This window comes from Pseudochrobactrum saccharolyticum (genome assembly GCF_008801715.1).
Classification (GTDB): domain Bacteria; phylum Pseudomonadota; class Alphaproteobacteria; order Rhizobiales; family Rhizobiaceae; genus Pseudochrobactrum; species Pseudochrobactrum saccharolyticum.
On record NZ_VZPG01000006.1, the window covers coordinates 196,100 to 222,161 of the forward strand.

At 52.2% G+C, this 26,062-nt stretch carries 22 protein-coding genes; 3 read left to right on the top strand and 19 right to left on the bottom strand.

All coding sequences use genetic code 11. From position 1 onward, the window contains the following. Window positions 1-80: 80 nt before the first annotated feature. From F7P81_RS16380 to ffh, 7 genes are all read right to left on the bottom strand, one after another. Window positions 81-4,889 carry an NAD-glutamate dehydrogenase gene (locus F7P81_RS16380; protein ID WP_425499965.1) on the bottom strand — a complete coding sequence of 1,603 codons (4,809 nt, stop codon included), beginning with the start codon at window positions 4,887-4,889 and terminating at the stop codon, window positions 81-83. A gap of 198 nt (window positions 4,890-5,087) precedes the next feature. After that, the gene (locus F7P81_RS16385; RefSeq protein WP_075657243.1) at window positions 5,088-5,735 is read right to left on the bottom strand and encodes a TPM domain-containing protein; all 648 of its coding nucleotides are present in this window, start codon (window positions 5,733-5,735) and stop codon (window positions 5,088-5,090) included. Between the two features lie 12 nt (window positions 5,736-5,747). Next, window positions 5,748-6,542, bottom strand: a complete 795-nt coding sequence (locus F7P81_RS16390; RefSeq protein ID WP_374828096.1) for a TPM domain-containing protein — start codon at window positions 6,540-6,542, stop codon at window positions 5,748-5,750. Between the two features lie 144 nt (window positions 6,543-6,686). Beyond that, entirely contained in the window at window positions 6,687-7,316 is a 630-nt protein-coding gene (locus tag F7P81_RS16395) for a LemA family protein (RefSeq protein WP_022710766.1), read from the bottom strand. A 320-nt stretch (window positions 7,317-7,636) separates the two neighbouring features. After that, entirely contained in the window at window positions 7,637-8,056 is a 420-nt protein-coding gene (gene rpsP / locus F7P81_RS16400) for a 30S ribosomal protein S16 (RefSeq protein ID WP_022710765.1), read from the bottom strand. Between the two features lie 103 nt (window positions 8,057-8,159). Beyond that, window positions 8,160-8,477 carry a chorismate mutase gene (locus F7P81_RS16405; protein WP_028233597.1) on the bottom strand — a complete coding sequence of 106 codons (318 nt, stop codon included), beginning with the start codon at window positions 8,475-8,477 and terminating at the stop codon, window positions 8,160-8,162. After that, on the bottom strand, window positions 8,474-10,054 hold the full coding sequence (gene ffh, locus F7P81_RS16410) for a signal recognition particle protein (RefSeq protein WP_151160298.1): 1,581 nt from the start codon (window positions 10,052-10,054) through the stop codon (window positions 8,474-8,476). The genes F7P81_RS16405 and ffh overlap by 4 nt, the downstream gene beginning before the upstream one ends. Window positions 10,055-10,575: 521 nt before the next feature. On the opposite strand from ffh, the gene F7P81_RS16415 reads away from it, so the two are divergent. Beyond that, window positions 10,576-11,415 (top strand): lytic murein transglycosylase, encoded by an 840-nt coding sequence (locus F7P81_RS16415; RefSeq protein ID WP_022709787.1) that lies wholly within the window; start codon window positions 10,576-10,578, stop codon window positions 11,413-11,415. 64 nt (window positions 11,416-11,479) lie between these two features. Here F7P81_RS16415 and F7P81_RS16420 read toward each other — a convergent pair whose 3' ends face one another. The 4 genes from F7P81_RS16420 to F7P81_RS16435 form a co-directional block, all read right to left on the bottom strand. Continuing rightward, on the bottom strand, window positions 11,480-12,166 hold the full coding sequence (locus F7P81_RS16420; protein WP_075657241.1) for a carbonic anhydrase: 687 nt from the start codon (window positions 12,164-12,166) through the stop codon (window positions 11,480-11,482). Between the two features lie 265 nt (window positions 12,167-12,431). Beyond that, window positions 12,432-13,319, bottom strand: a complete 888-nt coding sequence (pdxY, locus tag F7P81_RS16425) for a pyridoxal kinase PdxY (protein ID WP_022709789.1) — start codon at window positions 13,317-13,319, stop codon at window positions 12,432-12,434. Window positions 13,320-13,427: 108 nt separating this feature from the next. Further along, a complete protein-coding gene (locus F7P81_RS16430) occupies window positions 13,428-14,210 on the bottom strand; it encodes a DUF6065 family protein (RefSeq protein WP_151160299.1) in 783 nt (260 codons plus the stop codon). A 769-nt stretch (window positions 14,211-14,979) separates the two neighbouring features. Beyond that, window positions 14,980-16,476: a CoA-acylating methylmalonate-semialdehyde dehydrogenase gene (locus tag F7P81_RS16435; protein WP_151160344.1), complete on the bottom strand. Its 1,497-nt coding sequence runs from the start codon at window positions 16,474-16,476 to the stop codon at window positions 14,980-14,982. Window positions 16,477-16,588: 112 nt separating this feature from the next. Here F7P81_RS16435 and F7P81_RS16440 point away from each other — a divergent pair, with 112 nt between their 5' ends. Next, window positions 16,589-17,470, top strand: a complete 882-nt coding sequence (locus F7P81_RS16440) for a LysR family transcriptional regulator (protein ID WP_151160300.1) — start codon at window positions 16,589-16,591, stop codon at window positions 17,468-17,470. 9 nt (window positions 17,471-17,479) lie between these two features. Here the strand turns inward: F7P81_RS16440 and F7P81_RS16445 are convergent, their stop codons facing one another. Continuing rightward, complete coding sequence (locus F7P81_RS16445; RefSeq protein WP_151160301.1) at window positions 17,480-18,139, bottom strand: YoaK family protein; 660 nt, start codon at window positions 18,137-18,139, stop codon at window positions 17,480-17,482. Between the two features lie 84 nt (window positions 18,140-18,223). Then, window positions 18,224-18,478 (bottom strand): GlsB/YeaQ/YmgE family stress response membrane protein, encoded by a 255-nt coding sequence (locus F7P81_RS16450; protein ID WP_022709794.1) that lies wholly within the window; start codon window positions 18,476-18,478, stop codon window positions 18,224-18,226. A gap of 349 nt (window positions 18,479-18,827) precedes the next feature. Between F7P81_RS16450 and F7P81_RS16455 the strand changes: the two genes are divergently transcribed. Continuing rightward, complete coding sequence (locus F7P81_RS16455; protein WP_151160302.1) at window positions 18,828-20,738, top strand: PAS domain S-box protein; 1,911 nt, start codon at window positions 18,828-18,830, stop codon at window positions 20,736-20,738. A gap of 65 nt (window positions 20,739-20,803) precedes the next feature. On the opposite strand, the gene F7P81_RS16460 is transcribed toward F7P81_RS16455, so the two are convergent. The 6 genes from F7P81_RS16460 to F7P81_RS16485 all read right to left on the bottom strand — a co-directional run bounded on the left by F7P81_RS16460 (window position 20,804) and on the right by F7P81_RS16485 (window position 26,062). Then, window positions 20,804-21,316 carry an RNA pyrophosphohydrolase gene (locus F7P81_RS16460; protein ID WP_238481661.1) on the bottom strand — a complete coding sequence of 171 codons (513 nt, stop codon included), beginning with the start codon at window positions 21,314-21,316 and terminating at the stop codon, window positions 20,804-20,806. A 76-nt stretch (window positions 21,317-21,392) separates the two neighbouring features. Then, window positions 21,393-22,730, bottom strand: a complete 1,338-nt coding sequence (locus F7P81_RS16465) for a S41 family peptidase (RefSeq protein ID WP_022712243.1) — start codon at window positions 22,728-22,730, stop codon at window positions 21,393-21,395. Beyond that, entirely contained in the window at window positions 22,720-24,090 is a 1,371-nt protein-coding gene (locus F7P81_RS16470) for a murein hydrolase activator EnvC family protein (protein WP_022712242.1), read from the bottom strand. Before F7P81_RS16470 ends, F7P81_RS16465 begins: the two co-directional genes overlap by 11 nt. A gap of 158 nt (window positions 24,091-24,248) precedes the next feature. Next, window positions 24,249-24,731 carry a 23S rRNA (pseudouridine(1915)-N(3))-methyltransferase RlmH gene (rlmH, locus tag F7P81_RS16475; protein ID WP_151160304.1) on the bottom strand — a complete coding sequence of 161 codons (483 nt, stop codon included), beginning with the start codon at window positions 24,729-24,731 and terminating at the stop codon, window positions 24,249-24,251. A gap of 95 nt (window positions 24,732-24,826) precedes the next feature. Further along, window positions 24,827-25,252, bottom strand: a complete 426-nt coding sequence (gene rsfS / locus F7P81_RS16480; RefSeq protein ID WP_028233940.1) for a ribosome silencing factor — start codon at window positions 25,250-25,252, stop codon at window positions 24,827-24,829. Window positions 25,253-25,390: 138 nt separating this feature from the next. Beyond that, on the bottom strand, window positions 25,391-26,062 hold the full coding sequence (locus tag F7P81_RS16485; protein WP_374828091.1) for a nicotinate-nucleotide adenylyltransferase: 672 nt from the start codon (window positions 26,060-26,062) through the stop codon (window positions 25,391-25,393).

Below are 26,062 nucleotides of genomic sequence, written 5' to 3' on the forward strand. Positions count from 1 at the left end.
AATTCATCATTTCGGCTATTTAAAACAAAAGGGCCGGTTTAACACCAGCCCTTTCTGTTATGTCGTTAATCAAGCGATGATCAGCCCGCAAGATCCGCCATGAAACCGGCTGCCACGGCCAGACGGGAAACACTCAGATCTCCGCCTTCTGTCAGTGCAATCATGCGCTGACGCACACCGTCAATCCGCTCGGCATCACGGGTCAGCCAGCTCTGTACCGGATCAGCCTCACCTTTGAATTTGGTGAGCGCTTCCATCGTCACAGCACGGGTTGCCTGTGTGATCGTGTCTGTCGCACGCGACAATGCCAGACCATCATAATAATCTGTCACCGGCACCGCAGACGCAGCCTTTTCAATATTGGCGATGCGGAACGCATCAACAATTTTGAAATAAGCCGTCGCAGCGGTCATCAGCTCTGCCTTGCCCTGATAGGCAATCAGCGCGATATCCGCCATCAGCTTAGCCGACTGTAGTCGGGCAAGTTTGCGCGCCAGCGCTTCACCGGCACCTTTGGCGATATATTTTGCTGTATCTGCGGTAATCAGATCCGCAATGAAATCAGGCATCAGCTCTTCGAGCTTCGGCTCCAGCGCCATGCGTGTCCGCTTCACCGCGCTGACCATTTCACTCAAAGTCGCATCAAAACGGTTATTGCGCAGCACCCATGCGGTGGTTGAGAACAACATTTCCCCAACCAGCGCGTAGAATTCATTCTGCACTTTGCCCGGAATCTTATTATCCAGCGCATTAATCGCCTGATAGAGCTGCTCGGTTTCAAAACCATCAGCCACAGCTACATAAGACCGCAGAATTTCTGCCGGTGCCTCAGCTGTCAGATCATTCAGACGACTGATAAATGTTGGCCCGCAACGATTAATCGCATCATTGGACAGGAGCGTTGCAATGATTTCGCGATGCAGACGGTGATGGGTAATATCCTTGGCAAATCGCTCCTGCATTTCCTGCGGGAAATAGCCGAACAGGCGCGAATGCAGATAGGTATCATCCGGCAGATTGCTGGCGATCAGATCATCGGACAGTACCATTTTGCCATAGGCCAGAAGCACGGCCAGTTCAGGACGGGTCAGCGCCTCTCCGCGTTTCTGGCGGTCTGCGAGCACCTGATCATCCGGCAGATATTCCACCTTGCGATCCAGCAGTTTGCGGCGTTCCAGAGACGACATCATCCGCATCAGATATGGCAGTTCGGATGCACCGCGTTTTTCAACCAGCGACAGAGCCAGCGGTTGCTCATAATTATTATGCAGCACCAGTGCTGCCACTTCATCAGTCATCTGTGCCAGCAGCACGTCGCGTGCTTCACGGGTCAGACGGCCATCCTGCAGGCTTGGTGTCAGAGCAATCTTGATATTGACCTCAACGTCCGACGAATTCACGCCGGCCGAATTGTCAATCGCATCGGTATTACAACGACCGCCATTGAGGCTGTATTCGATACGGCCGCGCTGGGTGGCACCCAGATTAGCGCCCTCACCGATCACTTTGGCTCGAACCTCACGACCGGTAATACGGATCGCATCATTGGCACGGTCACCGACCTGTGCATCACTTTCTTCGTTCGCACGGATATAGGTGCCGATACCACCGAACCACAGCAGATCAACCTGCGCACGCAGGATCGCACCGATCACTTCATTCGGGCTTGCGGTCAGTTTGCCCAGACCAATGGCCTCGGCTGCCGCTTCAGAAAGCGTAATCACCTTCTGCGAGCGGCTGAATACACCACCACCGGCAGAGATTTTGGAGCGGTCATAATCCTGCCAGCTGGAGCGCGGCACGTTGAACAGACGCTGACGTTCCGCAAAACCGATATCGGTATCCGGCATCGGATCAATAAAGATGTCGCGATGGTCAAATGCAGCTACCAGTTTGATTTTCGGCGACAGCAACATGCCGTTACCGAATACGTCACCGGACATATCGCCCACACCGGCAACAGTGAATGGCGTGGTCTGGATATCAATATCCATTTCGCGGAAATGACGCTTCACTGCCTCCCATGCGCCACGGGCGGTAATGGCCATTTTCTTATGGTCATAACCGGCTGAACCACCGGAAGCAAAAGCATCATCCAGCCAGAAATGCTGTGCCTGACTGATCGCATTGGCCGTATCAGAGAAAGTTGCTGTGCCCTTATCCGCCGCAACCACGAAATACGGATCATCACTGTCCTGACGGATAACATCGACCGGCGGCACGATCTTGCCTTCGATAATATTATCGGTGATCGAAACCATGGTTGAAATGAAAGTAATGTAAGCAGCACGCCCTGCTTCAAACACCGCATTGCGATCACCGCCAACCGGCAGACGCTTCGGATAGAAGCCGCCCTTCGCACCACCCGGCACAATCACCGCATTCTTTACCTGCTGTGCCTTCACCAGACCCAGCACTTCTGTGCGGTAATCCTGCGCACGGTCAGACCAGCGCAAGCCGCCACGCGCCACAGCGCCAAAGCGCAGGTGAACACCTTCCACTTCCGGCCCGTAGACGAAGATTTCGCGGTAAGGGCGTGGTTCCGGCAGGCCGTCCACAGCACGCGGGTTAAGTTTGATCGCCAGTGTCACCGGCGCATTAGCGTCCTTGTCATGCATATAGGCATTGGTGCGCAGAGAAGCTTCAATCAGATTGCGGTAACGACGCAAAATCTGGTCATCATCAATGCTTGGTACAGCCTGCAAAGCGGTTTCAATGGCTTCAACAACAGCGCGTTCTTTCGCTTCTGTATCCGCCTGTTTTGCCAGCACCGGATTAAAGCGCAGGTCAAACAATGTATAGAGATGCGCGGCAATATCCGGATAACGATTGAGTGCTGCAGCAATAAAGTCCTGCGAATAAGTAATACCAGCCTGCTGCAGATAACGGCCATACATACGCAGGATCATAATCTGGCGTGCTGTCAGACGTCCGCTCTGTGCAAGGCCGTTATAACCGTCATTATCCGCCTGTCCGCTCCATACAGTGCGGAACACATCATCCAGCAGATCACCGTCATCGCTGAGATCAACGGCTTTGTCCGATGCGCTGACAATCAGCATATCATGGACATGCACCATGTTCTTGCCACCGGTAGCCGTCTGCACCGGAAGAGCGAAGGTCTGCTCGCTGATGACACGAAAACCCATATTCTCCAGCAGCGGCACGCGCTGTGACAAAGCCAGAGCTTCACCGAAATGATAGAGTTTCAGGAAAGCCGCCTGCGGTTCCTGTGTGTCATAACGATAAAAATCAACATAAAGCGGATTTTCTTCAGTCAGCGCCTCAATACGTACGGCATCAACAAGCGCTTCGGATTCGTTAAAGGTCTCGCGATAGGATTCCGGAAAACCGGAAGCCAGACTGATCACACGCGGGGCGAAAGTCTGCGAGCTTTCCTCTGCCGCATCACGCACACCATCTTCCCATGTGCGAACGAAAGTGCGGATCTGCTTTTCCAGAGCCTCACGTGCCATTTCGCTCACGCTGCCGTCATGGCGGCGGATGATGAACTGAACGCGGGTCACGCCTTTATCAAGGAAAACCGGATGGAACTCCACGGATTCCCCGTGATAAACATCCATCAGATAATTGCTGATTGCTTCACGCACCACCGAGTCATAGCGGTCGCGCGGCAGATAGACCAGCACACTGACAAAACGGCTGAAACGGTCAATACGCGGCAGCACACGCACACGCGGACGCTCATCCAATGCCACGATCAGTTCAGCATGATCGGTCAGGGCATCCAGATCAATCTGGAACATGTCATCACGCGGATAATCTTCCAGCACTCGCACCAGAGCCTTGCCGGAATGGTCAGCAGCATTGAAGCCCAGACGACCGATTACTGCTTCCGCTTTACCGCGCAGATAAGGAATCGTGCTCAGGAAAGATGTATAGGCCGTCGAAGTGAACAATCCGACCAGACGCATTTCGCCGGTTACTTTACCGTCTGCATCAAACAGTTTGATACCGATATAGTCGATATATTCGCGGCGATGGACGAGCGAGCGGCTGTTGCCTTTGGTAATCAGCAGGCTTTCAGAACCTTTGAGGAAGTCCTGCAATTCCTGTGCGATCGAAGCATTATCCTGCCCCTGACGCAATACGCGGACAGCTTCATCACGCAGAATACCCAGCGATGGTGCATCAGCCTGAATGAGCGTACCCTGAGCCGCATCGTAACGAAATTCACGCATACCCAGAAATGTAAAATTACCATCGCGCAGCCATTTGAGCAGCGCAATAGCTTCACGGCCTTCCGCTGTTTCCGGCAGACCTTTGACAGCGCTGTAAGAGGCAATCACCTCATCAAGACGCGCCAGCATCGGTTTCCAGTCACTGACAGCAGCATAAACCTGCCCCAGCACCATTCCGAGCGCCTGTTCCAGAGCTGTTCTTGCGCTTTCATCCAGTTGCGGCAGATGCAGCTGAATAACACTGACCTGTTCCGTTCCTGCAACAGATTTACCGGAGGTTGCTTCGCCATGAACTTCATAGCTGCTGCCATTAAAGGCAACATTGAGTACCGGATGCACAACCATATAGATCATGCCGGAGCGCTCGAGAATTTCCGCCATCGTCGAATCGAGCAGAAACGGCATATTGCGGTTGATCAGAGTTACAACTGTCAGCGGACGACCGCGACGGCGCAGAATACTGTCATTATCGACGCTGATGACTGGCTTATCGGCCTGATAGGAACCAAGAGCTTTCAAAGCGAGCTTTGCAGCTTCTTCCATATCACCGGCATCATAGGCGGCAATATCTTCCGCCGGCGCCCATTCAAACAACAGCTTAGCGAACTGAGAAGCTACAGGCTCAGAGATATTCTGATAATCGACAACGAATTTGGTCTGAGCGGTATGGTCTGTATCGGCACTCACTGTAAAACTCCTCATTATACAGACCGCCTCTGCCTAAATTACCTTCGGCCTGCTCTTTCTCTCAAATAACAAGCAAATTGTGACAAAAGAACCGTTTTTTTCGATTTTTTCACCCGCAAACAAGCAAAAGTGAAATTAAATCGTTCTTAAAAATCATAAACCCGCTGCAAAAATAAAAATCAGCGGTGGATAAAATTCTTATAGTTCCACCAGATGGTCTTCCAGCTCGTTTTTGTCGCCGTCCTCTTTAGGAAAATGCTGCGCCAGCAGGTTGCCGGCTTTGGCAATCGACTCAACAAACCCTTCCGCAACACTTCCCTGTGCTGCATGGCGGCTGAGCGTGGCAACAATCGCATTCCACTCCTGCTGATCGACCCGCTCATTAATTCCCGCATCAGCCACCACTTCCGCATAGCGTTCAGCGAGGGAGACGAATAACAGGATACCCGTGCGTTTATTGGTCAGATGCACATTACGGGCGATAAATTGTTGCAAGGCATTCAAATGTGCCCGCCGGTAGCGCACCCGATGCGGAACCAGCACCATGCGCAATGCAGGTACAAAAGCCAAAAGCGCGACCAGACATATGAAGGCCGCCAGAATAGCCAGTGCGAATTTCGGCAGTGACAGATCAAACCAGTAATAATGCGCCACAAAAGCAGCAATCACTGCAGTGACGATCATACCACAACAGGCAATAAAACCCGCCACATAAAAATAATCATCGCTGCGCTGCGCGAGCACTGCATAAATTTCGCCCCCCGTTTGCGCTTCCGCATCGCGAATGGCAGAGGCAATACGCTGACGGTCTTCCTGAGAAATATGGTTACGCTGAGAATGTGTCATAGCCCTGCCCCTTTACCAGCTGCCCGATGCGCCGCCGCCGCCCGATGAACCACCGCCACCGGAGAAGCCGCCACCGCCGGATGAACCGCCGCCAAAGCCACCACCGAAACCACCTCCATAGCCGCCGCGCCCTGAAGAACCACCGCCGCCGCCCAGTGCAATCGTCACACCCAGCCATTCATATCGGCCGGGGCCGATTTTTCTGCCAAAAACCGGAGCCAGCAAAGTAAAACCAAAACCGCCGAAGAAAATACTGATCCAGAAAATCAGAAAAATGACTTCAATCCAGTCCGTCTGGTCTGCGGCCTCTTTTTGATTGCGTTTTGCGCGCGCCTGTAATTCTGCCCCTTCTCCGCGCAGAACCTGCAAAATATCATCGGTACCTTTGGTAATGCCGGTACCATAATCGCCATTGCGGAATTCAGGAATGATCGCATTCTGGATAATGATTGCCGAGAGAGCATCCGTTACCGTGCCCTCCAGACCATAGCCGACCTCAATACGCACTTTGCGTTCATTGGGCGCTACCAGCAGCAAAATACCGTTATTTTCGCTCTTCTGGCCAATACCCCATGCACGATAGAGCCGGTTAGCATAGGTCTCAATATCCATACCATTGAGGCTTGGAACCGTTGCCACCACAATCTGATCGGATGACTCTTTTTCATAGGCACTGAGTTTGTTAATCAGCTCCTGCTCCTGCGCAAAGGACAGCACCCCCGCCGCATCAACCACACGATCGGTTAAAGCAATGGCCGGTTTATCCGTGCTTTGCGCATAGGCCAGATTTGCGAATGCCAGCAGCAGCACCGCCAGAAACATTTTCAGTGCAAACCGGAAAGCAGCTTGTTCCGGAATGATACGCAGACCGGCGAGACGGGCAGAAATCATACCATTCTCCTAAATTGCCAGCAAAAGTTGAACGGGCAGGATTTCTCCTGCCCGCTGTCATCAGTTGAACTGTACTTTAGGAGCAGCCTGCGAGGCCGGATCAATGGTGAAAGTCGGCATCGGTTCATTGTTCCAGAACCACAATGTCTTCCACAACATGGTCGGCATGGTCTTCAGGCCGGTATTATAAACGCGTACCGCTTCAATATAATCGCGACGTGCCACAGCAATACGGTTTTCCGTGCCTTCCAGCTGCGATTGCAGCGCGAGGAAGTTCTGATTGGCTTTCAGATCAGGATATTTCTCAACCACAACCATCAGACGGGACAGAGCACTGCTCAGATTGGCCTGATTATCCTGAAACTGTTTGAACAATTCCGGATTATTCAGCATTTCCGGAGAAATCTGTGTCTGCGTTGCCTTGGAACGGGCTTCAATCACCGCAGTCAGCGTTTCCTGCTCATGGGCAGCATATCCTTTAACGGTTTCCACCAGATTAGGAATAAGATCGGTACGGCGCTGATACTGGTTCAGTACCTCGCTCCATGCCGCCTTTGCTTTTTCCTCATTGGTCGGAATAGTGTTGAAGCCGCATGCTGCCAGAAGTGGCATGAACATCAATAAAACAAGTGTAAGCAGCGAGCGCATTTTCAGCGGAACTGTTGTTACAGCAGAAGTCTGACCGGTCATGGATATCTCCTCATCTTGCACAAGTTTCGCGCAGATCATTTGTTATAAATAAACCGCAAAATCCCATTTGAAAATACACACTTAATAAATATGAAAAATACAAATAATGCGCAGCTTTTCAAACCGGTCTTTTAAGACAAAAAAATACCGTGCCGCTTTACAGAGGCACGGTATTTTTAATCACGGATATTAACCCGCAAAAACTCTATTTTTATTTAGCGCATTATCCTACGCATCGAAGCGGGAAAAGAAATCAGTCCTGTGAACTGATTTCCCCGCGAAGGCGGTACCCACTTTTGCTGGAAATGCTTTGCTCAGAATTACTCTGCAGCCGGAGCTTCTTCAGCAGGCGCAGCAGCGGCAGCAGCTGCTGCTTCAGCGGCTTCTGCAGCCTTTGCAGCGGCTTCTTCTTCAGCCTGCTTAGCCATTGCCAGACGTTCCTGAGCTTTTTTGCCTGGTACGCCTTTGGTTGGGTTGTTGCCGGCTTCACGCTTAGCAATACCAGCCTGATCGAGGAAGCGCAGAACGCGGTCTGTTGGCTGTGCGCCGTGACCGATCCAATACTGAATGCGTTCTGCATTAACAACAACGCGCTCTTCTTTGTTAGCAAGGGTTGCATTCCATGAACCCAGCTTTTCGATGAAACGGCCGTCGCGTGGTGCGCGAACGTCTGCAACAACGATGTGGTAGTAAGGGCGCTTCTTGGAGCCGGCGCGTGCCAGACGGATTTTCAGGGACATAGTGTTTTCCTTAAAGTTTATGTCGTGTCACTTAAACAGTAACAATTTCTGAAATACGACCGTTAAAACGATCGCAATGGTATTTTACACCGCAAAACGAACATCACTGTCCGGTATGGTTTGCGGCGGTATGCTCATGATGCCGGATCACTTCCTTCACGATGAAGTTCAGGAATTTCTCAGCAAAATCAGGGTCGAGACTGGCGTCCTGCGCAAGGTTACGCAGACGTTCCACTTGTCGTTTTTCACGCGCCGGATCAGCAGCGGCCAGACCGCGCTCGGCTTTCAGAACACCGACAGCTTTTGTGCAGCGAAAACGCTCGGCAAGCATATGGATCAGCGCCGCATCAATATTATCGATAGATGCACGCAAAGCGAGCAGTTCGGCAGGAATTGTCTGTTGTTCGCTCATCGTGCTCACTTCTTCTTAGGCAGGCCAGGCAGACCGCCGCCAAGACCAGGAAGTTTCGGACCGCCAAGGCCAGGCAATCCCATCCCTTGGCCACCACCGAGACCCGGCATACCGCCGCTCTTACCAAAACCGGCTGCTTCAGCCTGTTTCTGCAGAGCTTCCAGCTGTTTCGGGTCCATTTTAGACAGATCCGGCATTCCGCCCCCGAGGCCGCCCATACCGCCGAGACCACCAAGTCCCATTTTACCGGCAAGGCCGCCCATCATCTGTTTCATCATGCCGCCTTTGCCTTTGCCCATGACTTTCATCATGTCAGCCATCTGGCGATGCATTTTCAGAAGCTTGTTAATGTCAGCAGCATTGCTGCCCGAACCTTTGGCAATACGCTGCTTGCGGCTATGCTTCAGCAAATCCGGATTGGCGCGTTCAGCCTTGGTCATAGAACCGATAATTGCGAGCTGGCGGTCAAACAGCTTGTCATCAAGACCGGCAGCTGCTGCCTTGTCTTTCATGCCAGCCATGCCCGGCATCATACCCATGATACCGCCCATACCGCCCAGCTTCTTCATCTGCTTGAGCTGCTCGGCCAGATCATTGAGATCGAACTTGCCGGCCTGCATTTTCTTGGCCATTGCCGCTGCTTTTTCAGCATCAATGGTTTCAGCCGCTTTTTCGACGAGCGAAACAATGTCACCCATGCCGAGAATACGGTCTGCAATACGCTTCGGATAGAACTCCTCCAGCGCATCCATTTTTTCGCCGGTGGCAATCGCTTTAATCGGCTTGCCGGTAACCGCACGCATCGAAAGCGCCGCACCGCCGCGACCGTCACCGTCCATACGGGTCAGCACGATACCGGTAATACCAACGCGCTCATCAAAGTTACGCGCCAGATTAACAGCGTCCTGACCGGTCAGGCTGTCGGCAACCAGCAGAATTTCATGCGGATTGGCGGCTTTGCGGATATCCGCCATTTCCACCATCAGCGGTTCGTCAATATGCGTACGACCCGCAGTATCGAGGATCACCACATCATGCCCGCCGAGCTTGGCAGCCTGTACGGCGCGCGCGGCAATCTCTACCGGTGACTGACCGGCGATAATCGGCAATGTATCAACGCTGACCTGCGTTCCGAGCTGGCGCAGCTGTTCCTGCGCGGCAGGACGGCGTGTATCCAGCGAGGCCATCAGAACTTTTTTCTTCTGGCGATCAGTCAGGCGCTTGGCAAGCTTACCGGTGGTGGTGGTTTTACCCGACCCCTGCAAACCGACCATCATGATCACAACCGGTGCCGGTGCATTCAGATCAATGGACACACCTTCGGTGCCGAGCATTTCCACCAGTTCGTCATGGACGATCTTAACGACCATCTGACCAGGCTTGATGCTTTTCAGAATTTCCGCCCCAACCGCTTTTTCACGTACGCGGTCAGTAAATGAGCGAACCACTTCCAGCGACACATCCGCTTCAATCAGCGCACGGCGCACTTCTCGCAACGCGCCTGCAACATCGGACTCGGAGAGAGCCCCGCGTCCGGTCAGACCGTTCAGAATAGAGCCAAGACGCTCCTGAAGTGATTCAAACATCCAAATTTCCCAATCTCTGTTCAGACCGGTCATGTGCCGGATCTGAGTGCAGGTTCATCCCGAAATCATATATGACAGACGGTTTATAAACCGGAGCTGCATCCAAAGCAAAACAGCACCCGAGGGCGCTCTGCGCTGTCGGATGTTGACCTCCGGGATCTCTTTATACCATACGGGTCCCGGTCGGCTGCCTGAGAACATATACTCATAGCGGAATTATCGCGCGTTCTTTACATGATCTGCAGTTTATGAGTCAAGCTTTTGCTGCGTCCTTTACAGAGGAAGCAATCATCAGACGCGTGATTAAATATAAAATGCTTCCGCCCATTTTAAACTGTGACCTAAAAAACGCGGTCAGGCTCAAACGGAACTGTACAAAAACAGTGCGCCTCATTCAGACCACATTCAACAGACATCGCCGTCATTCATATATATACAGGCCGGAATTATATTTTCTGTAAAACCCTGTTAACCATATAAATCTATAAAGCATCCGAGCAAAGTTCTAACGAGGCAGCTTCATGCAGTCAAAGACTATCAAATCTTCTCTCCGCCAGTTGGCAATTCGTGTAATCGGCGGATCAATCGCTGTGCTGGCCGTTTCCGGCGTTGCACAGGCAGCCCAGTGCGGCAATACCGGCGCTGGCTTTCCGGCATGGGTGCAGGGCTTCAAACAGGAAGCAGCAGCGCGCGGCATCAAAGGCAATGCATTGTCCGCTCTGGACAATGTAAAATACGCAACAGCAACCATTAATGCTGACCGCAACCAGAAAAGCTTCAAGCTGTCGCTCGACGACTTCATGAAGAAGCGCGGTTCAACCACAATCATCAATCGTGGTAAAACCCTGAAAAAGCAGAATGCAGCCCTGTTCGCCAAGATTGAACAGCGCTACGGCGTTCCTGCCGGCCCGTTGCTGGCCATCTGGGGCATGGAAACCGGCTTTGGCAATTATCTTGGCAAACAGCACACGCTTTCAGCTGTTGCAACACTGGCCTATGACTGCCGCCGCTCGGAATTCTTCACCAATGAACTTTATGCAGCTCTGCAGCTGATTCAGCGCGGTGATCTCAGCCCGAATGCTGTTGGCGCAATGCATGGTGAAATCGGCCAGACACAGTTCCTGCCATCCAGCGTCATTAAATTTGGTGCAGACGGTGACGGCAACGGCCATATCGACATGGTTGGCTCCCGTGCCGATGCACTGGCTTCGACCGCCAACTTCCTGAAAGCTCACGGCTGGCGTGCCGGTGCAGGCTACCAGCAGGGTCAGCCAAACTATGTGGCAATTCAGGGCTGGAACGCTGCAACCGTTTACCAGCAGGCTATTGCCATTATGGGTCAGGCAATCGACGGTAAATAATCGTCACTTAAAGACAACAAAAAACCGGCTGAAAAGCCGGTTTTTTTATTATCTGAATTCAGGTTCAGGCAGCAGGTGTTTCATTACTTTCAGGCTGCACCGGCATTTCATCCGTATCCGGACGAATAAAATCGCCGGTCTGCGAATCCATCACCCACAATTCACCGGTCGAAATATCGAACCATGCACCATGCAGGGAGAGACGACCCTTCTTCTCCAGAATATCAACACATGGGAAACTGCGCAGATTATTCAGCGAGAAGCGGATTGAAATACGCTCAAGCGCAGTCTGCCGCTCTGTCTGTGTCATCAGCGTGTTGGATGTGACATTCTCTGCAGCCGGTGCCAGCAGGCTCATCCATTTGCCGATAAAGTCACCCGGAGACAGCGGGCTGCTATCCGTATCTAGCGCCGCTTTAATGCCACCGCATCGCCCGTGCCCAAGTACAACAATATGCTTGACCTTGAGGCTCTGCACAGCGAATTCCAGTGCTGCAGAAGCAGCATGATATTCACCATCCGGCTCATAGGGCGGGATGAGATTCGCGACATTGCGCAAAACAAAGATTTCACCCGGACGGGTATTGAAAATGATTTCCGGCGCTGCGCGGGAATCACAGCAGGCAATGACCATCGTTTCCGGTGTCTGCCCCTGATCTGCGAGTTCCTTATAGCGCATTCTTTCATCGGCAAAATCCGATGCCATGAAGTTGCGGTAACCGGCGAGGAGTGTGTCTGGAAGATCTACCATGATTTTTCGATAAACCCATATTTTGCCAAGATCAATCAAAGATTAGTCAGAATTTCACACAGCACAGACATCGGGCAGAAATTGCCTTGCTCAATTTACCCTGCATTTTTCGGCTCAAACCGGCAAAAACAACCTGTTTTCATCCAAAATCAGACTATTTTCCGCTCTTTTTGATCGCATCAAACAATCTATCAAAAAAAATTTTATCTACAAAAAATTTCAAGCTTTGATGCCCCACAATGCAAAAAGAGCGCCTCTAAGGCGCTCATCCCGCGACCTGGCCGTGATTTGGATGAACCAGACGGCGCAACTGCACCATGGCCATCGGCCGCTCCAGACTCGCTGCATCGGCCTCCAGCATCAGTTCATCCGCACCGCGTTTCGCTGCGCGGGCAAGAATTTCAAACACGGCAGCTGTGGTCAGCTGCAATGATTTTTCTTCATTCATGCCGCTCATCTTACGGGCAAGGAACAAAGCCGAGGTCAGATCGCCCATACCATTACCGGGTCCGTGAACAATCCGGTGCTCAGCCATTAAAGCCTGCGTGCGTGTCACCAGAACATTACTGATACTATCGCGCATCAGAGCAAAGGCTGAAGTGACCAGCATGGTCTCCGGCCCTGCACGCAAAGCGGCTTCCATCAATTGCTGATTGTCAGCCGGTTCCGTTCCCGTCAGCCAGCCCAGCTCATAACGGTTCGGTGTGGCGATATCGGCCAGCGGCAGCAACAGATCACGAATGGCAATGGCTGTGCTTTCCGCCACATAAAGCCCCTTCATATCCCCGATCACAGGATCGCAAATATATTGCAGGTTCGGATTTTTGGCTTTCATGGCAGCTATGAGATGCGCGACGGCTTCAACCTGCGCAGCATTGCTCATAAAACCGGTCAGTACAGCACTCACCTCACCCAGCCATGGCGCGCGTTCAAGATCACCGATCAAGGAAGAAAACTGCGCGGCATCAGGAATAATCCGCCCCGCAGGCCCGTGCCCCGGATGCCATGGCAGAATAACGGTCGGCACAGCCCAAACCGGATAGCCAAGCCGCTCCAGCGCAAAAACAGCCGCTCTGTTACCGATAGAGCCCCGCACCACATGGCTGGAAATAACGATTACGGCATTGGTGCTTGTCGGCGCAGAAACGGTCATGGAAGATATCCGGCATGAATATAAATATGTCGCTATAGAACCCCCGCCGGATTCTATAGTAAAGTCAATTTTATAAGAAACAGGGCTGCAAAGACGATAATCTGTCTTTCAGGCGTCAGTCACACTCTCTGCCGGCATCTCAACAGATGACTGATCTGCGATTTCCGGCATATGTAAACGTCGTTTATTCACATGCCCTTCCGCCTGCCCCTCACCATCAGAATCCGGCTTTTCGCCTTTGAAATAAAATTTTTGCCATGCCTGTTTAACAGTCTGCACATCACCATTCATAAGATTCTGATTAAATTCGCGCCGCACCTTTGACCATGTTTCATATTCCTGCTGCAAAACCGGTGCGTCCTCGATCCTGCGGATCACCGGCTTGACCGCATCCATTTTATGATGCTCCGTCAGTTGAAAAAAACAGAACGGCTCCCCTTTTTTAAAACGCACAATGCCCGGCCGTGTCATGATCCAGTTCATGGTAAAGGGAAAAGGCAGCCAGTCTGTCTCAACAAGACCGGTCAGAGGCTGAATACCATCCTTAACATGGTTGGGCGCACCACCTGCCAGCAATGCGCATTGCGGCGGTGTGCGGAACAGATAACCGGTATGAAAAGTCACAACGCCGTGGCTGAAATGCGATTCCACAAAATGTGAAAATTCACGATCGCGGCAAGATATAGTGACATCGGTCTTATCCTTACCGCCATTCCAGCAAATCCGGATATCTGTCGGGCACAAAATTTCCCAACCTGTCGTATTGGCCATGGTCAATGGCAGGCAGCGATAGGGAAACCGGATGTGAAAACCATCCATCCAGTCACGCTCGGCACGACCGGAAATAATCTGCGGCGCATTCTCCATAACGCGAAAACATTCCAGATACATGATGCACAACTCCGAATGTCAGAAAACACCCGTTGGCGACAGGAAGAAGTCCGGTCACCGCAGGTTGTTTATCAATGGCACGGAGCAACGGGCTTTGTTCACTGGCGGTTTTGTCAGGAAAATCCACCAATTGTGACCTTGCATGCATAATAAAAACCCCGTTTTTGCAAACGGGGTTTCAGAATGAGACGCTGCCAATATTTTGGTTATGGCGTGGCGAAAGTGGTGCTTTGCGAAAACCGGAGCGGAGCGTACTAAAATATGTGAGCCCTCATTAGCCCTGATTAGGGCTAATGAAAAACTCAAAATGCAAGTGGAGCAAAGTGCCATTTGCAGCCCGCCAGAGCCGAAATATCAACTCATTGTCGGAATGACAAACTCTGAACCATCCTTAACACCTGCCGCATGCCCGCAGCCACGAAGTGGTGAGGACATGCAAACAGATAAAAGTCGGGTGTTAGCTCATGGTCGGAATGACAAACTCAGCTCCATCCTTGACACCCCGTCGCATGCCCGCAGCCACGAAGTGGTGAGGACATGCAAACAAGTAAAAGTCGGGTGTTAGCTCATGGTCGGAATGACGAACTCTGCACCATCCTTAACACCCTGCCGCATGCCCGCTGCCACGAAGTGGTGAGGACATGCAAACAAGTAAAAGTCGGGTGTTAGCTCATGGTCGGAATGACAAACTCAGCTCCATCCTTGACACCCCGTCGCATGCCCGCAGCCACGAAGTGGTGAGGACATGCAAACAAGTAAAAGTCGGGTGTTAGCTCATGGTCGGAATGACGAACTCTGCACCATCCTTAACACCCGACGGCCAGCGTGAGGTCACGGTTTTGGTCTTGGTGTAGAAGCGGAAAGCATCAGGGCCGTGCTGGTTGAGATCACCGAAACCGGAGCCTTTCCAGCCGCCGAATGTGTAATAGGCAATCGGTACCGGGATCGGCACATTCACACCAACCATGCCAACCTGAACACGGGAGGCAAAGTCGCGGGCGGCATCACCATCGCGGGTGAAGATCGCGACACCATTGCCATATTCATGGTCATTCGGCAGGGAAAGTGCTTCTTCATAAGTCTTGGCACGGACAACGCTGAGCACAGGGCCGAAAATCTCTTCCTTGTAAATGCGCATATCTCTGGTCACATGATCGAACAGGCAGCCGCCGAGATAAAAGCCATTTTCATAGCCCTGCATTTTGAAATTGCGGCCATCAACAACCAGCTTGGCACCTTCTTCCACGCCGAGATCAACATAACCGCGTACACGATCCAGAGCCTGTTTTGTCACCAGCGGGCCGTAATCGGCAGACACATCCGTTGACGGGCCAACCTTCAGCGCTTCGACACGCGGGATGAGCTTATCCATCAGACGCTCGGCGGTGTTGTGACCGACGGGAATAGCAACCGAGATCGCCATACAACGCTCACCGGCAGAACCGTAACCGGCACCGATCAGCGCATCAACCGTCTGATCCATATCCGCATCCGGCATAATGATCATGTGGTTTTTGGCACCGCCAAAACACTGAACACGCTTACCATTAGCGCAGCCGCGGGCATAAATATATTGCGCAATCGGTGTGGAGCCGACAAAGCCGATTGCCTTGACATCCGGATCATCTAGCAGCGCATCAACCGCATCTTTATCGCCATTGACCACGTTGAAAATACCGGCTGGCAGACCGGCTTCCATAAACAATTCCGCAAAACGCATCGGCACGCCCGGATCACGCTCGGAAGGTTTGAGAATAAAGGCATTGCCGCAAGCAATCGCAGGGCCAGCCTTCCACAGCGGGATCATCGCCGGAAAGTTGAATGGCGTGATACCGGCCACAACACCGAGCGGCTGGCGCATGGAATAGACATCAATGCCGGTACCGGCAGCATCTGTAAATTCACCTTTCAGCAGATGCGGCGCACCAAGGCAGAATTCGATCACTTCCAGACCGCGCTGAATATCACCCTTGGCATCAGGAATGGTTTTACCGTGTTCACGCGCCAGCAATTCCGCAAGGCTGTCATATTCAGCCTCAACCAGTTCCAGAAATTTGCGCAAAATACGCGCACGGCGCTGCGGGTTGGTTGCAGCCCAGCCAGGCTGCGCCGCCTTGGCATTTTCAACCGCTGCACGCACTTCGTCTTTGGTCGCCAGAGCAACCTGCCCCAGCACCACACCATCCATAGGCTGATAAAATTCAGTCGTCCGGCCGCTTGCGCCTGCCACATGCTTGCCGCCGATAAAATGCCCGACCTGTCTCATCACAACTCTCTCCCAAATTTAAAATCTCTGTTCCATCATCACCCTGCAAAAAATAGTTTTCAAGTAGGTGAAAAGCGTATCCGTTGTGCAAAAATATATATAAGCTTAAGTCATGAACTGGGATGATATTCGCATATTTCTGGCTGTTGCCCGCTCCGGACAAATTCTCGGCGCGGCCAAGAAGCTCGGCCTTAACCACACAACAGTCTCACGCAGACTCACCGCACTTGAAAGCAGCCTGAAAACCACATTGCTCAACAGGCGCACCAATGGCTCGGAACTCACGCAGGCCGGTGAAGAGTTTCTGCTCTCCGCAGAAAAAATGGAAGCAGAAATGCTCAGCGCCCATGCCCATCTGGCCAATGCGGATATTACTGTGGCCGGTACAATCAGGATCGGCGCACCGGACGGCTTCGGCGTGAATTTTCTCAGCCCCAGACTGGCGCGTTTCTCAGCACTCTATCCCGATCTGACCATTCAGCTCGTGCCCGTTCCCCGCTCTTTCTCACTCTCACGCCGTGAAGTTGATATTGCCATCAGTGTCGAGCGACCGGAGACCGGCAGACTGATTGCCCGTAAACTCACCGGCTACAATCTCGGCCTTTATGCGCACAAAGACTACCTTGAACGTTACGGCACACCGCACACTGTTGAGGATTTAAATCATCACCGGCTGATCGGCTATGTGGAGGATCTGGTTGCCACGCCGACACTGGATTATGCACGGGAAATCAGCCGCGACTGGCAGCCTGCCTTTGAGGTTTCGAGTGCTTTGGGACAGGTTGAAGCTGTCAAAGCCGCAGCCGGCATCGGTATTTTACACGGTTTCATTGCCCGCGAATATTCCGATCTGACCGAAATATTGCCCCATAAACGTATCAAGCGCTCCTACTGGCTGTCCTATCATGAAACAGCCCGCACCTTGCGCCGCATCCATATTGTTGCTGGTTACATTTCCGGTCTGGTGGAGCAGGAGCGCCATTTATTTATTTAGGCGCGATCCTCACTTCTCTTTGAGCCGGTAAAAGACCAGCATCAGGGTCAGAACCACGACGGGCAGTAAAAGCGACCAGATACCCGTGCCGGTATATAAGACAGCCCCGCAGGCTGCACCAAAGACCAGTGAAAGCCACACATAAATATGCTGCAGCCAGCGGTAACGCGGAGCCTGTCCGCGTAAACTATGCGCCAGATCATTCGCGGCGTTAAAAATCGTTCCGGTCACAAAAGTTGTACCAAGCCGTGCTGCCCCATGCGGTTTAAACACAGCATTTTGCGCACCCATTGCCGCCGCCAGCAAAATGACCGGCATTGATGCCAGTCCTTGGATCTGACCAAGCAGCATGGTGATTAAGAGAAGGGTGATAACCAGCAGCATAACCCGTGCTGAATACCAGTGCTGCTCACGGGCACTGATAAAAGACGCAAGAAATGCCCCAGTGAAAAACAGCCCGATCAGCAACAGCGGCATAAACAGGCTTTGTCCGCGCAGCAATTGCAGCGCGCGACCATCGGGCCCGCTCATTGCCAACCCGAGCTGCGTTGTATTCCCGCTCATGAAAGAGGCAAAATAACCGCCCAGCTCAATGAAAGCGAGCGCATCAACAAAACCGGCAACGGCAGTGAGAACCAGACCGGTCAGCAAACGGGCGGGAGGCGTCATCACAACTCACTAAAACAAGCGTCAGGACAAATGAAAGCCCGCCGGTTTCTGTTCCGGCAGGCTGTAATAATGAATTTTAAAAGATCACGCTCGTTTTACAAGTCTCAGTATGACCAGCAAGATAACAGCACCGATAAATGCATTCACAATCGCGGCAATGACACCGCCGCCAATCGCGAAACCAAGACGCGGCAACAACCAGCCCGCCAGAAACGCGCCGATCACACCAACGACGAGATTTCCGAGCAAACCGAAACCACCACCGCGCACGACCTGACCCGCGAGCCAGCCGGCGACCAGACCTACAATAAGAAAGACCAGTAAACTTTCTGCACCCATTATTATCTCCGATATTAATTGCTGCCTGTTTCAGAATTTACTGCATTCCGCTCATTATTCCGACAACAATGACCGGTCGCATCATCAGGATAACGCATTAAAGACCACATGGCTGCATAATAAAATCAATAAATATAACAGGATCAGAGCAGTGCTGGTAAAATCAGGAGCCGGTTTTTCATAAACACAAGGCACAGACATAAACAGACAATACAAAGCCCGGTTTTGCAAATTAACACTATTTTAAGAAACGCCTTATTTTCATCCTCAAAATCAGAGATACTGACCTTCAAATATTCCGCTTGTTAAAATCGTGTAAATTTATACATTTGCTAAAGTACAAGCTCGCATGGGGGATACGCAGGTGGAAGCCAGATGGGATACCTCAGTCAGTAATCTTTTCGGATTGTCCGAAGCATCTTCATTATTTCAGGCTGTTTTACCGCGCTTTACAATCATGAACGGACAAAATGATCCTGTTCTTGATAATCTGGTTGCGCTGACTGCCAGACTCTGCGACGCACCGGTCGCGGCTATCAATCTCATTTCCCAAGAGCAGCAGATTTTTAAAGCCGTTTACGGCCTGACGCTGAACGCCCCTCCTCCCGGACATAATTTTTGCCGCCAGACATTGCTCGCCGATGATATTTTTATCGTCAGCGATGCAAGCACAACGCCGCTCTTTGCCGGTGAACCGTTTGTAACCGGAACCTCGCCTTACCGTTTTTATGCCGGAATAAAACTGGCCGGCCATGACGGCACCATTTTCGGCACGATGCTGATACTCGATAAAAAGCCGCGCCATTTATCTGCCGAGCAACTCAAGGACCTTCGCAGGCTGGCACAGATTGCCGGTTCGCATATGGAAATGCAGGCGCGCCATCACCGGCAGCAACACAAAGAGCAGCTGAACCAGCTTATTATCGATAATGCGCTGGACTATGCGATTATCACCACAACACTGAGCGGTCAGGTCACCAGCTGGAATGCAGGTGCGCGCAGATTATTCGGCTGGACAGAAGAGGAAGTGCTGAAATCTTCAGTCGATATCCTGTTCACACCGGAAGAGCGTGAGAAAAATGTACCGGAAATGCGCCGTGTCAGCGCCTTGCATCACAGGCAGGATGCAGTGGAGCGCTGGCATATGCGCAAGGATGGCAGCCGGTTCTGGGCAAGCGGCCAGCTTTTGCCGCTCTACGATCAGGACGGCCATATGCAGGGTTTTCTCAAAATTCTCATGGACCGCACATTCGTTCGCGAGCAGCAGGAACGCTTGCGCGAACAGGAAGAAATGCTTCGTCTTTCTCAGGAGGCCGGCGGGATCGGGGCATTCGATATAAATCTGATCAGCCGCACCATCACCGTCACCAACCAGATCCGGCAGATTTACGGCATTGCGCCGGACACCAATATTACGATTGAGCTTTTTGAAAAGCTGATGTCGCCGCGCAATTGTGACGAGCATAAAACCGATACGGCAAAATCCGGTTCTCTGGCATTGCCCCGTTCCGGCTATAGCGAATATCTTATTCACCGGCTGGATAATAATGAACAACGCTGGGTTGCGCTGTCAACGGAACTCATCAGCGACGATCAGGGTTCTGTGGTGCGTATGCGCGGTATCGTACAGGATATTACAAACCGCAAACATGCAGAAGAACAACAGGCTATGCTGACCGCAGAACTGGCCCATCGTAGTAAGAATATTCTTGCAGTTATTCAGGGCATTGCCAATCAGACATTGCGCAGTACGACCAGCGCGGAAGATGCAAGAGCCGCCTTCGAAGCCCGTATTATGGCGCTGAGCAAAGCACAGGACGTGTTGACCCAAGGGGCAAAATCTGTCAGTGCCGAACTTGCGGATATTGTCACCAACAGCCTGTCCGTTCATGCCGGAACCGGTGAAAAACGCATAAATATCAGCGGCATTCCCGTTACGCTTGGGTCACGGCAGGCTTTATCCATGGTCATGGCTCTGCATGAGCTTGGCACCAATGCCGTCAAATATGGTGCACTCTCAACACCTGACGGACATATCGAGATCAACTGGCGTGTGGAAAATGGCCGCTTCCGGTTCTACTGGATAGAAAAGAATGGCCCGCGAGTGGAGAAACCTGCGCGGCGCGGTTTCGGCTCGCGACTGATTGAGCGTACCCTTGCTGCAAGTCTCGGCGGCTCTGCCGAGCTGCATTATTTATCGCAGGGGCTGGAATTCCGGCTCGACGCTCCGGCAAATAATATGCGCTACGATCCGGCATAAAAAACGCCGCTCTGTCGGACAAGATAGGCATCCAAAAGAGCGGCGTTTTTGTAAGTGATAAAACCTCAGACCAGATGCCTGAAAGCCTGAATGACTTCGTCATAAACAGGGCGCTTGAACGGAACGATCAGTTCCGGCAGCTCCATCATCGGTTTCCATGCCCACATATCAAATTCAGCATCATGTCCGCCCGGTGGCGGGTTGATTGCAATCTCGCTTTCGTCGCCCTCAAAACGATAAGCAAACCAGCGCTGTGTCTGGCCGCGATATTTGCCATTTAAGGCAATACCGATCAGATGTTCCGGCAGGTCATAATTGATCCAGTTCGGCGCTTCGGCCAAAAGGCTGACGCTGCGCATACCTGTTTCTTCATAGAGCTCGCGCAGCGATGCCGTTGCCGGATTTTCACCGGCATCAATACCACCCTGCGGCATCTGCCAAAGCTGCGTTGCACCTTCCATCTCACCATTCGGCTCAATGATGCGGCGTCCTGCCCAGACTTTGCCTTCGCTGTTCAAAACCATAATGCCCACACAGGGGCGATAAGGCAGCGATGCGGGGTCACGCTTTTCAGTCATGTTTTTCATTCCGTTTATTTATCACCAGAGACAAAAAACGCGGGGACTGCCCCGCGTTTTTCTGAAGTGTACAAGCTTATTGTTTATCAGGCTTTGGCAGATCTTTCTTAGGATCCGGCGGGAATGCCGCATTGGCCATTTCACCGCGCAGCAGCTTCAGAGCTTCGCCCAGCTGAATGTCGTCCTTTGGCTCCAGCGGCACATAGGCCGAAGAACCTGAACCACTGTCATCTTCCTCAGCACCCTTGATATGGCCTTTCAGTCCGGCCTCACCTTTGGTCGTTACATCACGGCCTTTCAGCTCATCCGGCAGCGGCTGTTCCACCTTGATATCCGGTGTAATGCCCTTACCCTGAATCGACTTGCCCGATGGGGTGTAATAGAGCGCTGTCGTCAGACGCAGCGAGCCGTTTTCACCAAGCGGAATGATGGTCTGCACAGAACCCTTACCGAAGGACTGTGTCCCCAGAACCGTTGCACGGCGGTGATCCTGCAATGCACCGGCCACAATTTCAGACGCACTGGCCGAGCCGCCATTGATCAGAACGATAACAGGTTTGCCTTTGGTCAGATCGCCTGCGCGGGCATCAAAACGGGTAACATCCTGCGGGTCACGGCCACGGGTTGAAACAACCTCGCCCTTGTCAAGGAACGCATCCGATACAGACACAGCCTGATCGAGCAGACCACCCGGATTGAGACGCAGATCGAGCACATAGCCTTTGAGCTTGTTCTCAGGAATCTGTGACTGAATATCCTTGATCGCTTTTGTCAGATCGTCAGAGGTTTTCTCGGTGAAGGAAATCACACGCAGATAACCGACATCATTCTCAACGCGGTAGCGGACAGCTTTGACCTTGATGATCGCGCGTTTGATCGACAGTTTGATCGGCTTGTCTGCTCCCTGACGGATCAGGGTCAGTTCAATCGCCTCATCAACCGGCCCGCGCATCTTGTCGACAGCATCATTCAGCGACAAGCCGCGCACTTCCGCGCCATTGATCTGCGTGATCAGGTCACCGGCGAGAACGCCGGCTTTCGATGCCGGTGTATCATCAATCGGTGCAATGACCTTAACCAGATCATTTTCCATCGTCACTTCAATACCAAGACCGCCGAACTCACCCTTTGTCTGCACGCGCATATCCTGCGCTGCTTCAGGGTTGAGATAAGAGGAATGCGGATCAAGCGAGGTCAGCATACCGTTGATGGCGGTTTCTATCAGCTTCTTATCTTCCGGCGGCGTCACATATTGCTGGCGCACACGTTCAAAAATATCGCCGAAAATTGCGAGTTCTTTATAGGTATCATTACTGGCAGCATTTGCACTTGAAGCCGGAGCCCCCTGCACAGCAACCATCGCCGAAGCCCCCATCAAGGCACCTGCGAAAAGAAGCGACAGTTTACGTATCATCTTGTGTCCTTCCGGAATGCCTGTCGGTCCACCACGGGGTCGGATCGACGGATTTCCCATCTTTTCGAAATTCTATGTAAAGCATCGGTGAAGAATTACCACTCCCCAGTGAAGCAACACTGGTTAAAAGCTTATCTCCCATGGTTCCGACCGGCTCACCCGCCAGCACAAACCGGCCCTGCGCAACATTGATTCTGCTTAATCCTGCCATCACGATATGATATCCGCTGCCAACATCAAGGATTAAGAGTTGTCCGTAGGAACGAAAGGGCCCCGCATAAAGTACAACGCCATCAGAAGGTGACGTAATCGTGGCGTTTTGCGGCGTTTGCAGCATTTCTCCTGCACGCGGGCGGCCAAAATCATCTTTCTGACCGAATTTTTGTACGATCTTACCGCTGGCCGGTAGCACAAGCTGTCCGCGCAGAGATGCAAAATTCGCACGGGACACCAGCGAATTCTCGCCGGACTGTGCTGCGCGCTCCTGCCCGTCTGCCAGCCGCTGCTGCTCGGCATCGCGTGCGGCATCCGCCGCCGTGCGGACTTTATCCATCCGCTCCTGCAGTGAGGCAATCAGATCTTTCAGGCTGGTTGCTTTTTTCGCCAGTTCTGCGGCATGAGCACGTTCAGTCTGCAATTCTTCTTCAGACTGGCTGTAAAGCTTTTGCTTTTCTTCCAGCAGCAGTTCCTGTTTCTGGCGCTCTTCAAGTTGCGCAGTGCGGCTGGCAATCAGCCGCTCCTGCTCATCTTTGATCGAAGCCTGCAAGCGCTGCATCTCTTTCAGATCAGCCATCAGTTCCAGCGTCTGCGCCCGCATTTCCGGCACCACCGCACCGAGCAGTACAGCAGAACGCACAGAGGACAGCGCATCATCAGGGCGCACGAGAATGGCAGGCGGCGGGTTCAGTCCCATACGCTGCAAAGCTGCCAGCACTTCCGCCAGAACTTTACGGCGGGAACGCAAGGATAGCCGGATACCGTCTTCCTGCTCGCTGAGCGCAGTCAGTTTCTGCCCCGCAGCCTCAATATCTTCCGAGAGTTTCTTGTCTGTCTTGGCAGACTGGATCAATGCAGCAGTAATGGTTGCCTGATCTTTTTTCAGTTCTGAAACGCTTGTTTCCAGCTGCTGCAGCTTTTCTTTGGAAAGCGCAATCTCGCTGTTGATAGCATCCAGACTGCCCGAGACTTTTTGATGCTGTTCTTCCAGCGGCACCGGCGGCGGAGCGGATGGTGCTGCCTCCTGCGCAAGAGCCGGAACCGGCAACAGCAGCAACAAACCGGCAGAAAACACGCATCTGGCCTGTCCGGCACAAATGCGGCTCATCTTAAAAAGCCGGAAGGAAATGCTGCTATTATTCATCAAAATTCGAATACTGATCCGTTGCGATCACTCAGTTATAGCGGTGAATCTATAACAAAGATTATCCGTGTCAAAATCCGTCTGTAAATGCTCTATTTATTTGTGATTACGCGTATCTTATCCAGAAACCGCTTCACATTTTTCGGGATACGCTCAAATTACACCCGATGATAGGGATGGCCGGAAAGAATAGTCACCGCACGGTATAATTGCTCGGCAATCAGAATACGTGCCAGCTGATGCGGCCAAGTCATCTTGCCCATCGCCAACACCAGATCTGCCCGCGCCCGCAATTGCGGATCATGACCGTCCGGCCCGCCGATCGCTAAAATCAACTGTCTTTTGCCGCCATCACGGATTTTACCCATTTGTTCGGCAAAGGCTTCAGAACCAAGCTCTTTGCCGCGCTCATCCAGCAGGATCAGCGCTGCGCCATTATCCAGTGCTTCATAAACACGTGCAGCTTCATCGGCCTTGCGCTGATCCGCATTGCCGCCCCTACTTTCGGTAATCTCACTGACGCCGGTAAACTCAAATCCCAAGGCCGTTCCGGACTTGGCAAAACGGTCAAAATAACGCTCGGCCAGTTCCCGTTCGGGACCGGCTTTCATTTTTCCAACCGCAAAAACTGTAACACGCATAATCAAAAAACCTCTGCCTGCCATAGCATGTCAGGCAGTTTAAGCAGCATGCCGTCACAATCCGGCATGCCTGATCTTACAAATCATCGTGCAAATTAATGCACTGACTTTTTACGCGGATTAAATTCATCCGCTTCCGGTGTGAGCCAGATTTTTTCGATATTATAGAACTCACGGACTTCCGGATGGAAAATGTGGATGATGATATCACCCGTATCGACCAGAACCCAGTCTGCTGCTTCAAGACCTTCGATCTGAACATCACGCACACCGATTTCTTTCAGCGCACGCAGCATATGATCGGCCACAGCACCGACATGGCGCTGGGAGCGACCGGAAGCGATCACCATATAATCGCCCAAAGCGGATTTACCGCGCAGATCAATGGAAATGATATCTTCTGCCTTGGAGTCATCAAGGCTTGCAAGCAGAACCTCTAAAGCATGAGACACAGTGGCTTCGCCGCTGACCTCAGCTGGTGAAGGCGTGGTAACACCCTTCTTTTCAATTGCTGTTCTCAATGAGTACCTTTCCGTAAAGAACAACGCCACACGGCAACTACTCCCCGTGTAACTATAAAAGTGGCAGAGTCCTGTGTCTGTTTCAAGACACGGGCTCATGGAAATTTGACAGGAAAAATAACCTGCTGATTTTGCGTCTTATTCTCTCATCTCTTGCCGGCGCAATTGCGTGGATGAAAGATCAGACTGCGGCCCGTGGATAAAAACCCATGCCGGAGCCGTCTGTGTTGCAAGTTTTGCAGCCTCTGTTTCAGGCAGGCGTGCCGCCTCAAACTGCTGCGCCATCACGGAATCTTCCGCCGCCATATTCGAACCCGGCCGGTTGATGACAGCAATCGGATAGGTACGGGCAATCTCATCCCATTCCTGCCAGTGATGGAAATTCATCAGATTATCCGCGCCCATAATCCAGACCAGATGCTTGTCCGGATTGTGTTTACGCACCAGCGCCAGCGTATCTGCCGTATAGCGCACCTGATAACTGGCTTCAAATGCTGTCACATGAATACGCTTTCCAGTGATAAGCTCTTCACTCAGCGCAATGCGCTTGGACAGCGGTGCCAGTTCACTCACATCTTTCAGCGGATTGCCGGGTGTCACCACCCACCAGACCTGATCCAGCCCCAGCCGTTCCAGTGCCAATTCTGCCACCAGAACATGGCCTGCATGAGGCGGATTGAAAGAACCGCCGAACAGACCGATTTTAGCGCCAGCCGGTGCAACAGGCATGTGCAGATATTTTTTTGCAACATCCTGAAACGCTTGCGGCACTGCGGTCTTGTCTGACTGATCTTTCACTGGTTTGGACAT